Genomic DNA, 11,845 nt, shown 5'->3' on the forward strand with positions numbered 1-11,845 from the left:
AGAATGATGTTTAATAAATTAGTAAATCGCGTTTTATTAGTCAATGATGATGGTATTGATGCATCTGGCATTAAAATTTTAAAGGATGTAGCACATAAAATTGCTCATGAAGTTTGGGTAGTAGCACCAGCAATTGACCAAAGTGGTGTATCATGTTCGGTCAGCTTAAAAGCGCCTTTTCGAGTTGCAAAACGTGATGAACAAGAATACGCAGTTTATGGAACTCCCGCCGATTGCTCATTATTTGCTATAAAGCATCTAATGGCAGATAAGTTGCCTGATCTCGTGCTATCGGGCATTAATAATGGCTCAAATGTTGGATTTGAAACGGTTTTATCCGGTACGGTTGGCGCAGCTATGATGGCAACAGCTTTAGGAATACCATCAATTGCCTTAAGCCAATGCTCTACTGAAGATAACCAACCAACAATATGGGATTGTGCTGCATACCATGCTGAATCAGTGATCAGCAAACTACTATCATTATCTACTCCTAAAAATATCTGTTTTAACGTTAATTTTCCTGCTTGTGATGCTCATCAGATTAAAGGATTAAAAATCACTAAACAAGGTGATTGTGATGTCAGTCGTTTTGTGGTTGCACCAACTAAAGATCCTGAAGGTCATGATTATTTTTGGTTTAGAGCTAAGCGTAATCAGCAGGTGTTTGATGATAATAAAGAGTTGGATGCGGCTAATGGTAATTTCATTGCCATTACACCTATTGGTTATGAAAGAACAAATTATGCTTTTTATGAAACGTTATTAAAAGAATTTGATTGTTAATAATTGATTTTGATATCGTCTTCCAATTCGTTTTGGAAGACGAACAAATAAAAGATAATGGATGGCTTACTTAAGGTGACCGTTTCTTTCCATCTTTAACCAGTGCACAAAACAGCAATGAAACAGCAACCATCACAAGCGCAATCCAGTAGATAGCTTCATGCCCATATTCATCAGAAACAAACCCTTGCAAAACACCTGCCAGAATAACGCTAAAAATAATCCCGTTATTAAATAGTGTCGAAGCTACGCCCATTCTAGTTGGTAACAAATCCTGAAAGTAGATAATACCAATATTAGCCACAATTCCGATAAATAATGCATTAAATATCTGTAGTGCTAACAAAGCAAATTTACTGGTAAAGAAAATCATGCCAATATAAAAAAATAAGCCACAAATAATGGCAATAAAAAATAGATTTCGCTTGCCCAAATAAGGCACTAAAAATCCAGCAATAAGCATCACAGGAATTTCAATACCCGCTGCTAACCCCATTAAAATGCCGGGTAAAGAGTCGGGAAGATGTAAAACTAAGTCAACATAAAGTGGCATGTCGATAATGTACATCATGTTAGCTGTCCACATAAATACTGTAGATAATAATAAACAAACGACATTTCTGTTTTTCCAAAGTGGTATATTAGCCGCTTGTAATTCAGCTGCACTGCTGAGTTGTGAAGTAGGATTTTTTTCGACTGATGGTAAGAATATTGCAACAAATAACATTGCAATTATAAACATGGACATTGCGGTTAGATACATTACAGTAAAGCCAAAGCTTAAAGCTAAACCGAATGAAATTGGCGGACCAAATACCCATGCCAACGATAACTGAGCACGAATTAATGAGTTAAAAGCAACCACATTACGTCCTGATTTGACCGCATATTCACGCGCTAAAGCAAAAACTTGCGGCATGCCGGCCGATGATAATGCGGCAAATAAAACCCCCAGCGTAATCAGTATAAAATAGTTGCGCGTAAACGCAAACGTAACGCTATTGGCAACCCCCATTAAACAGCAAAATATGACGATATAACGTCTATCCCCTTTTTTGTCCGAATATTTTGCTAATAGAAAACTGCCTACAATGCTGGCTAAAGCATTTATCGAAAAGAAAAGACCGACTAAATGGGAATTTACATTAACTTCAAAGGTTAAGAAACGGCTTAAGGTAGGTGACTGTAATGCCCCTGCAATACCAATAATAAAGGTCGTAATTAGAAAAGCTAAAAAGACAATGCTCTGTTTTTGGCGAAAGGATGAAGCTTTGGACATAAACTTTCTCTATCATTTTATTTTGTACAATTATAAACATAAAAAAGCGAGGGATACAGTAGAAGAAAGAAATAAAAAATGGTTATTTTTAGATTTGTTTCGTCACTTGTCATGTACTCAAAATTTTTGATCTAACGATCAAATAAATTAAAAAAAGATATCTTTTTATTTTTTTGAGCGTACAATCAAAATCATCCACGAAGCGAGGTAACGTTATGTTATATAATAACAAATCCACACAATCCCACCATGAAAATCACGCTCATTGTCATAGCGATTGTCAAAATATTGCTCATAATCATACACATGACACCCATCATTCCCATGATGCAAATCACAATCATTCTGGGGACCATTGCTGTGAAGGGCATGATCATGGATCAACGCAAAAAAATGAGATAGAAGATCCTCCCGAAGATCCCGAGCGGAAAAGCCAAAACATTAAATTGACTTGGAAAATTAAGGGAATGGATTGCGTTCATTGTGCAAGTAAAATCGAAAATGGTGTTAAAACACTGCCAAACATTAATCAAACCAAAATTATTTTCTCTACAGAAAAATTAATCGTTTTTGTTCCTAAGCATGACGATGCAGTAATAAAAATGATTGAAGACAAAGTAGTAGAATTAGGGTATACCCCAATTTTTGAAAGCACCCCTAATCACGCACATCATCACGAGCATTCACATAGTTTTGATAAAAAAGCATTCATACCGTTAGCGGTTTTAGGTTCATTAATTGTGATAAGTTACCTTATTTTATTAGTGAATCATACAGCAGGTGAATATGCTTTTATCCTTACTGCGATTGTCGGATTGATTCCGATTTTGAAAGAGGCTTTAGTATTAACGCGAAGTGGTACACCATTTGCCATTGAATCATTGATGAGTATTTCAGCTATAGGTGCCCTATTCATCGGAGCGGCCGAAGAAGCCACCATGGTACTCTTCTTATTTATGATTGGTGAGATGTTAGAAGGCGTTGCGACCACTAAAGCCAAAAAAGGAATTTCATCCCTTGTGCAGCTAATGCCTGAAGAAACGGTGGTTATTATTGACGGCAAAAGGAAAACGGTTGCCAGTCATAGTTTAAAACCTGACGATATAATCGAAATTTCATCTGGTGGGCGATTACCTGCTGATGTTATTTTAGTGAGTGAACAAGCTAACATTGATGAAAGCGCCTTAACTGGGGAATCAATTCCGGTCAATTATCTATCTGGCGATAAAATTTTAGCCGGATCGCTGGTTGTGGATAATACCATTCAACTAAAAGTTATCTCGCAATCAGGACAAAATGCCGTAGATCGCATTTTACAATTAATTGAAGATGCTGAAGATCGTAAAGCACCCATTGAGCGATTTATTGATAAATTTAGCCGTTACTACACTCCAGCGATCGCTCTGTTTGCGCTATTGGTCATTGTCATCCCTCCGTTATTATTTAATGAGGATTGGTACACTTGGGTTTATCGTGGATTAACTCTATTATTAATTGGTTGCCCTTGTGCGTTGGTAATATCAACACCGGCCGTTATCACATCGGCGCTATCCAATGCGGCTAAGCAAGGTGTATTAATAAAAGGGGGGGCAGCTTTAGAGCATATTGGTTCGATTAAAATGGTGGCATTTGATAAGACCGGCACCTTAACCGAAGGCAAGCCACAAGTCACCGATGTTATCGCACAATCTGTTACCCAACAACAGCTACTGACTCTTGCAGCAGCCATTGAAAGCGGTTCACATCACCCTTTAGCGAAAGCAATTGTTGATTATGCAACTAAGCAACAGATTGAAGTCAACGAAGCAAGTAATCGTAAAGCTAATGCGGGCGTGGGTATTCAAGGCGATATCAATAATGAAACCTATTATATTGTTGCGCCAAGTAAAGTTACTACGGTATCGATACCCTTAAATGATGAAAATGCACAAAAAATCCATCAACTGGAAAGCGCCGGTAAAACCGTCGTGGTACTAGTGACACAACAAAAATTAGTCGGAATGATTGCCTTGCAAGATGTGTTACGCTCTGATTCTATTACTGCAATAAAAGCGCTTAATGAGTTGGGTCTTAAAACCTTAATGCTTACGGGTGATAATCAACGTTCGGCAAAAGCCATTGCAAGTCAATTAGGAATTGATTATCGTGCTGAGTTATTACCAGCAGATAAATTGGTTGAAATTGAAAAAATTCGTAACACAACTTCAATTGCCATGGTTGGGGATGGTATTAACGATTCACCCGCAATGAAAGCGGCGACCGTTGGCATTGCTATGGGCAGCGGTACCGATGTAGCGCTAGAGGCAGCCGATGCCGCATTAACCCAAAATAGCCTACTAAGTTTGCCTAATTTAATTCGTTTAACTCGTTTTGCTAACCGTAATATTAAGCAAAATATCACTATTGCATTAGGGATCAAGTTGGTGTTTTTGTTAACAAGTTTATTCGGTTATACCGGATTATGGTTAGCGGTATTAGCGGATTCAGGAACAACAGCCATCGTAACAGCCAATGCTTTAAGAGTGCTTGGTTTTAAAAGTAAAAAAGACAAAATTTAATTACTGATTTATAAACTATTCCATTGAATAAATGGAATAGTTTTTTATGGGTTACTCATCACCACGCAATGAGATTTCACCACCAATATGTGCATTGATTTTGCCATCTTGCTCCAACATTAAAGCGCCTTGCTCATTGATACCTTTAGCAATGCCTCGGATAACATTATCGCCAATAAGCAGTTTTACGGGACGATTAGCAAAGTTATCTAATCGATTCCAATCACTAATAAAAGGCGCTAAGCCCTGTTTTTCAAATTCAGATAATTTAATGTTTAAATTTTTGACAATACGCGCGACTAACAAATTACGATCGACCTTACCTAAATTTGCCCATTTTTGGTTGACAATATTAGGATCTGGATTAGTCATCATTAAGTTGACACCAATACCAATAATGGCATGCGCACAATCACCCGTTTTACCCGCTAACTCAATCAATATTCCCGCTAATTTTTGATCATTAAGATAAAGATCATTAGGCCATTTTACTTTAATATCTTGACCCGATAACTCCCTTAAAGTATCTGCTATCACAATTCCAACAACTAAGCTCATTCCCATAGCGGCAGCCACGCCCTGCTCTAACTGCCAATACATGGAAAAATAGAGATTAGAGCCGAACGGTGAAAACCATTTTCGTCCACGACGACCGCGCGCTTTTGATTGAAACTCCGCTACACAACAATCACCCGAGTGAAGTTGGCCAATTTTATCGAGTAAATATTGGTTAGTTGAATCAATAATGGGTAAAATTTCGCAACGACTATCCGCTTGATAATAGTGATCAATTTTACTCTTATTTAATAAATCAATCGGGGCAGTTAAGCAATAACCTTTACCTTGAACCGAAGTAAAATCCAGCCCCCATTCGCGCAGTACTTTCATATATTTATTGATTCCAGCACGAGTTATTCCAAAACTCGCTGCAAGTTCTTCACCTGAATGAAACTCACCGTCCGCTAAGATTTCAATTAATTTGAGTGGATTTTGGTGGCTGCGCATCGATTCCTCTTTTTTTAACTAATAGGGCAATAAAATAAAGCGAGATTATAGCAAAACTTACAAATAAATAAGTATTATTCGTTTTATCCATAACAAAAGCAATCACTGCTGGGGCAATAAGGCTACCTAATGTATTAGTTAATAACATGGCTTGATTCATTGCCACAATATCTTGCTTTCTAACGCATGAACATGCCCATGCCATAGAGATTGGATAAATGGTATAAATTGTTGCGCCTAATAAGATAATTGCTAATGTATCAAACCAATTAAATATCAACATTACACAAGCCAATAACATAAGTGTTGATTCAAACAATAATACAATTTGTCGACCAAATTTATCGGCACACCAATTAGCAGGCATTTGTGCTATTACACCAGATAAAATTAGCAAAATCATCCAATTGGCAACTTGAGTGTCGTTATAACCTAAATGAGAATAATAAGCAGGTAATAACGAATACAGCGATCCGATTAACATGCCAGCAATCACACAACCAATTAAACCAATGCGTGACGGTTTATTGACAATCATGGGAATGATATTAAAACTGCTTTTTTTACGTTTAGGTAATTTATAATGGGTTAGCAATATAAATAATATCGCAAGTCCCATTAGTAAAGCGGTCACTAGACCAAAATACAATACATTTTGCGGAAAATACTGTAATAACGCTTGTCCTAACACCGTGCCTAAATAATAAGTAGTTAGATACACCGCCAACATTTTTCCACGAGTACGCACTGTACCTGTTACTAAAATACAACTTTCAATAACAACCCAAGTCACTGCGCAAGCAATACCAATAAAGAACCGCCATATTACCCAGCTATAAAAATCCATTGAAAAACTCAACCCAATGGTAGCAATAGCAAAAATAATACAACTGTAAGTATAAGTATAACGGGCATTAAATTTACTGATGAACCAATTCGCAAAAATGGTACCAATCAAGTTACCAGTAAAGTAACTTGAGCCAACTAAACCAATTTGCCCTAGTGAAAATTCATTACGCACTAACCATAGGGGTACTTGGGTATTAAGTGCCGATAATGCAATTGTCACAAATAATAAGCTTGTTAATAAAATAGGAAATGAATATGAATGTTTCATCGTCTTTTACAATATCATTGTTTAATTATAAATTGTTGGTTGCAACCTAAATGACTGACAACCTAAATTTATAACCGTTGTTATTTATAAAAAGTTGTCTACATCAATTTCAGCTATTTTGCCAATAAAACGGATTTCAGGTGAAAGATTAACTGAAAATTTTCGTAATACGGCATTTCGAACATAACGTGCTAATTCAACCACATCTTGCGCGGTTGCGTTATTTTTATTGACTAATACAAGTGCTTGATTTTGATGAACTGCAGCGCCACCCAATTGATAGCCTTTTAGACCAGATTGATCGATAAGCCAACCTGCAGCAAGTTTGACTTGATTATTTACTTGTGGATATATTGGCATAGTTGGGTAAATTTCAAGTAGCTTATCGGCAACTTTTTTATCAACAACTGGATTTTTAAAAAAACTACCGCCGTTACCCAGCACCTTTGGATCAGGCAGCTTACTAAGCCGAATTTCACAAACCTTATCGAAGATCATCTTAGGGGTAATACTTTTTGGATCAAAGTTACGCAATTCGCCGTAGGTTAATACAGGTTGCCACTGTTTAGGTAATTTGATACCGACATAAATGACCGCATAACCATCAGCATATTGCTTTTTAAAAATACTTTCCCGATAGCCATATTGACCATCTGTTACCTTAATGATGTTTCCTGTAGCAAGTTCCAATAATTCCACATAATCCGCCACTTTTTGAAACTCAACTCCATAAGCGCCAATATTTTGGATTGGTGCAGAACCCACACAACCTGGAATTAATGCTAAATTTTCAAGTCCTGCGATATTGTGTTCAATAGTGTGTGATACAAGTTGATGCCAAATTTCGCCTGCCCCTACTTTTAAATGCCATGCTTGTTCCGTTTCGGTGATGGTAATGCCTTTAATTCGATTCACAATCACAATGCCTTCAAAGTCACAAGTAAAAAGTGTATTACTGCCTTCACCAAGAATCATAATGGGCAGATTCTGGTGATTATCTTGCCAAACCTGCATTAATTGTTCGACCGTTGTTACGGTCACAACTTTTTGAGCATAAACTTCAAGATTAAAAGTATTTGGGATTCTTTGTTTCATCAACTACAACCTTATCTGGGTGGAAATAGACCGCCAATTTTAAATTGCTTTCAGTGTTTTATTTGATTTTATTGAGATGTCTATCACATATGGCAACATATATTATCACATTGGTTAATCTTATATTATTAATTATTTACTCACTCATTATTATAAGATTCTTGGAACTCAAAATATGTACATTTATTAACATTTTAATTACAAAAATGTGATAATGATCGAATTTGGAGGATCAATTAATCAAATAAACCGTTAAAGTAATGCTTAAATCTTTTTTGTTTTTTTAGATCATGTATTATAGATATATGAGCGATGTTTTTTTAAAATTACAATTAAACAGATTACTGTTAACAGATACATTTAGTGCAAATAATAGACGTTATCATCAAGATATCATATCAAAGGTGTAATTACTTAAATGAGTATTATAAAATAGACAGCTAAGTATGAAAGTAAGTATGAAAGATTGTTCAAGTGGCTGTTCTTCCTTAACCCGTACCCATATAAGCGAAAAGTAAAATGCGAGTACGAAGATAACTTGTAGCAAGATCCGTTTTTGATAAGTTCGAGGAAATTATGAAAAGAGTTTTTATTATGATCCTAGATTCATTCGGGATTGGTAGTGCCAAAGATGCAGCAAAGTTTGGAGATGAAGGTTCCGACACATTAGGTCATATTGCTGAACAATGCGCATTAGGCAATGCAGAACAAGGACGCAGTGGTACACTTAAATTACCTAATTTGGGTAAATTGGGATTAATTGAAGCAGCATACGAATCAACAGGTCATTACCCTAAAGGTATGCAAACCGAAAGCGAAATTATTGGTGCTTACGGTTATGCTAGCGAAATTTCATCTGGTAAAGATACGCCATCTGGCCATTGGGAAATTGCTGGAGTTCCAGTACTGTTTGACTGGGGTTACTTCACCAATACAACCAATAGCTTTCCTCAAGATCTATTGGATAAAATCGTTACCCGCGCAAAACTTCCTGGTTATCTTGGTAATTGCCACTCATCAGGTACCGTTATTCTTGATGAACTTGGCGCTGAACACATGGCGAGTGGCAAACCTATTTTCTATACATCAGCTGATTCCGTTTTCCAAATTGCTTGTCATGAAGAAACTTTCGGTTTAGACAGACTTTACGAAGTGTGCGAAATCGCACGTGATGAACTTAATAAAGGTAATTACAACATTGGTCGTGTTATTGCCAGACCTTTTGTTGGTAAAAAAGCAGGTGAATTTGTGCGAACCGGTAATCGTCATGATCTAGCGGTTGAACCACCTGCACCAACTGTGATTAAAAAACTGGTTGACGAAAAACAAGGCAATGTTGTTTCGATTGGTAAAATCGCCGATATTTATGCTCACGTTGGCATCACCAAAAAGATTAAAGCAACCGGCATTGAAGCATTATTTAATGCATCGTTAGAAGAAATCAAACAAGCTAAAGATAATACCATTGTATTTACCAATTTTGTTGATTTTGATTCCTCTTATGGACACAGACGTGATGTAGCTGGTTATGCTGCTGCATTAGAATATTTTGATAGTCGCTTACCTGAAATGTTAGCGCTCATTGAACCAGGCGATCTGTTAATTATCAGTGCAGATCATGGTTGCGATCCAACTTGGGCCGGTACTGATCATACTCGCGAACATATTCCTGTTTTGGTGTATGGTGATAGTGTACCAGTAGGCTCATTAGGTCATCGTGAAACGTTTGCCGATATTGGACAAAGTGTCGCTGACTATTTTGATTTATCACCAATGGAATATGGTAAATCTTTTATTAGTAAGTAAGCAAATGAAGTTAATGTAATACTTTTTTGAATTGAAGATCAGGAGAATTAGATGTCTACCCCACATATAAACGCTGTTGATAATGCTTTTGCAGAAACAGTTTTGATGCCAGGCGATCCGCTACGCGCAAAATTTATTGCTGAAACATTTTTAGAAGATGCACAAGAAGTCACAAATGTAAGAGCCATGTTAGGATTTACTGGTTATTACAAAGGGAAAAAAGTTTCAATCATGGGGCATGGCATGGGTATTCCATCTTGTTCTATCTATGCAACTGAACTGGTTAAGTTCTACGGTGTTAAAAATATCATTCGCATTGGTTCTTGTGGTGCCATTAGTCCTAATGTAAACCTTGGTGATGTGATAGTGGGCATGGGTGCTTGCACCGATTCAAAAGTCAATCGTTTACGTTTTAAAGATAGTGATTTCGCTGCAATTGCCGATTTTGATTTAACCTGTAATGCTGTTAATGCTGCTAAAAATTTAGGTGTAAACGTTAAAGTAGGTAACCTATTTTCAGCTGATCTTTTCTATAGTGTCGATCCTGAAATGTTCGATATCATGGAAAAATACAACATTCTAGGCGTAGAGATGGAAGCTGCAGGTATTTATGGTGTAGCGGCAGAATATGGTGCGAAAGCATTAGCAATCTGTACGGTTTCGGATCACATCCGTAAAGGTGATGCTATGTCACCAGAACAACGTCAGATTGGTTTTAAAGAGATGATAACTGTTGCGTTAGAATCTGTACTATTAAATCAATAATTGAAAATGGCAGATCAACTGCCATTTTTTTTAACTAAATATTGATAGCTTGAGCACTATAAAATTGATAATAGTGCTTGTTTATATAAATTTATTCATTAGTAATTGTTAGGCGGAAGATTATCAAATATGTCATTTAATAAGGAATCAAAATGAATATTAAGTTTAAACTTAAAATTATATTTTTCTTACAGTTTTTCATCTGGGGGAGTTGGCTGATCACCTTAGGTTCTTACATGATGGAGACATTACATTTTAATGGTGTAACCGTAGGTTCAGTTTATGGCACAATGGGGATAGCTTCTTTATTTATGCCTGGCTTACTTGGAGTTGTCGCAGATAGATGGATTCCAGCTAATCGTTTATTTATGCTTTGTCATTTAATTGGTGCCATCACGTTATTTATTGCAGCATCAATCACATCACCTTTTTTGATGGTAGTGATAATTTTGATTCATTGCCTTGCGTTTATGCCAACCATCGCAATTTCTAACTCAATTTCCTATTCTTGTTTAGAAGCACAAAATCTTGATGTTATTTCGCAATTTCCGAAAATAAGAATTTTTGGAACTATCGGCTTTATTGCAGCCATGTGGTTAGTGAGTTTCTTAGAATATGGATTAAGTAATATGCAACTTTATATTGCGGCGGCTGGTTCAGTTTTACTTAGCTTATATTCATTAACACTACCATTAATTAACATTACTAAAGACAACTCAAATAGAAAGTCTTTAGCAAGCTCTTTAGGTTTAGATGCATTCGTATTATTTAAAGACCCTAGAATTGCGATCTTTTTTATCTTTGCCGTATTCCTTGGCGGTATTTTACAAATAACTAATACTTTTGGTAACCCATTCTTACTTTCGTTTAAAAGCATTCCAGAATATACCGAAAGCTTAGTAGTAAAATATCCTTCGGTGTTATTGTCTATTTCGCAAATGTCTGAAGTGGTGTTTATTCTGTTTGTTCCATTTTTTATGAAACGACTTGGCATCAAATATGTCATGTTAATCAGTATGCTTGCTTGGGTAGCTCGTTTTGGTTTATTTGCTTATGGTGATCCATCTCCAACTGGCTTTATATTACTGCTTTTATCAATGATAGTTTATGGGTGTGCATTTGATTTTTATAACATTTCTGGCTCAATGTATGTTGAAAAATCAGTCTCACCAAGCATCCGTAATAGTGCGCAAGGTCTATTTATGATCATGACTAATGGTATCGGGGCATATTTAGGTTCGACAATTAGTGGCTTTGTTGTTGATTATTACACAACGGATGGTCTTACTGATTGGCGTACAGTTTGGCTAATTTTTGCTGGTTACTCTTTATTGTTGGCTATCGTGTTTATGATTATTTTTAAAAACGATGACTTAAATAAAACAACTACAGCCAATAATAATTAATTATTTATGGTGTTTTAAATAAAACTTT

9 protein-coding genes are annotated in these 11,845 nt (G+C 36.3%); 5 read left to right on the forward strand and 4 right to left on the reverse strand.

The genetic code is table 11. The features are described from left to right. The first annotated feature begins 3 nt into the window (after positions 1–3). Positions 4–786 (forward strand): 5'/3'-nucleotidase SurE, encoded by a 783-nt coding sequence (surE, locus tag AC5LW9_RS10540; RefSeq protein WP_176714272.1) that lies wholly within the window; start codon positions 4–6, stop codon positions 784–786. A gap of 70 nt (positions 787–856) precedes the next feature. Here the strand turns inward: surE and AC5LW9_RS10545 are convergent, their stop codons facing one another. Then, positions 857–2,065, reverse strand: a complete 1,209-nt coding sequence (locus tag AC5LW9_RS10545; RefSeq protein ID WP_039128428.1) for an MFS transporter — start codon at positions 2,063–2,065, stop codon at positions 857–859. A 215-nt stretch (positions 2,066–2,280) separates the two neighbouring features. Between AC5LW9_RS10545 and AC5LW9_RS10550 the strand changes: the two genes are divergently transcribed. Then, positions 2,281–4,623 carry a zinc/cadmium/mercury/lead-transporting ATPase gene (locus tag AC5LW9_RS10550; protein ID WP_493455867.1) on the forward strand — a complete coding sequence of 781 codons (2,343 nt, stop codon included), beginning with the start codon at positions 2,281–2,283 and terminating at the stop codon, positions 4,621–4,623. Positions 4,624–4,674: 51 nt separating this feature from the next. On the opposite strand, the gene birA is transcribed toward AC5LW9_RS10550, so the two are convergent. The 3 genes from birA to murB form a co-directional block, all read right to left on the reverse strand. Continuing rightward, positions 4,675–5,628 carry a bifunctional biotin--[acetyl-CoA-carboxylase] ligase/biotin operon repressor BirA gene (gene birA / locus AC5LW9_RS10555; RefSeq protein ID WP_039128422.1) on the reverse strand — a complete coding sequence of 318 codons (954 nt, stop codon included), beginning with the start codon at positions 5,626–5,628 and terminating at the stop codon, positions 4,675–4,677. Then, positions 5,594–6,745 carry an MFS transporter gene (locus AC5LW9_RS10560; protein ID WP_086318450.1) on the reverse strand — a complete coding sequence of 384 codons (1,152 nt, stop codon included), beginning with the start codon at positions 6,743–6,745 and terminating at the stop codon, positions 5,594–5,596. Before AC5LW9_RS10560 ends, birA begins: the two co-directional genes overlap by 35 nt. Positions 6,746–6,829: 84 nt before the next feature. Next, the gene (murB, locus tag AC5LW9_RS10565) at positions 6,830–7,840 is read right to left on the reverse strand and encodes a UDP-N-acetylmuramate dehydrogenase (RefSeq protein WP_493455868.1); all 1,011 of its coding nucleotides are present in this window, start codon (positions 7,838–7,840) and stop codon (positions 6,830–6,832) included. A 576-nt stretch (positions 7,841–8,416) separates the two neighbouring features. Between murB and AC5LW9_RS10570 the strand changes: the two genes are divergently transcribed. The 3 genes from AC5LW9_RS10570 to AC5LW9_RS10580 all read left to right on the forward strand — a co-directional run bounded on the left by AC5LW9_RS10570 (position 8,417) and on the right by AC5LW9_RS10580 (position 11,817). Continuing rightward, positions 8,417–9,646, forward strand: coding sequence for a phosphopentomutase (locus AC5LW9_RS10570; RefSeq protein ID WP_493455869.1), 1,230 nt, complete (start codon positions 8,417–8,419; stop codon positions 9,644–9,646). Between the two features lie 51 nt (positions 9,647–9,697). Then, positions 9,698–10,411, forward strand: coding sequence for a purine-nucleoside phosphorylase (deoD, locus tag AC5LW9_RS10575; RefSeq protein ID WP_025315976.1), 714 nt, complete (start codon positions 9,698–9,700; stop codon positions 10,409–10,411). Between the two features lie 152 nt (positions 10,412–10,563). Further along, a complete protein-coding gene (locus tag AC5LW9_RS10580) occupies positions 10,564–11,817 on the forward strand; it encodes a nucleoside permease (protein WP_086309204.1) in 1,254 nt (417 codons plus the stop codon). The last annotated feature ends 28 nt before the right edge of the window (positions 11,818–11,845 follow it).

Source organism: Gilliamella sp. LMG 34360 (assembly GCF_984568995.1).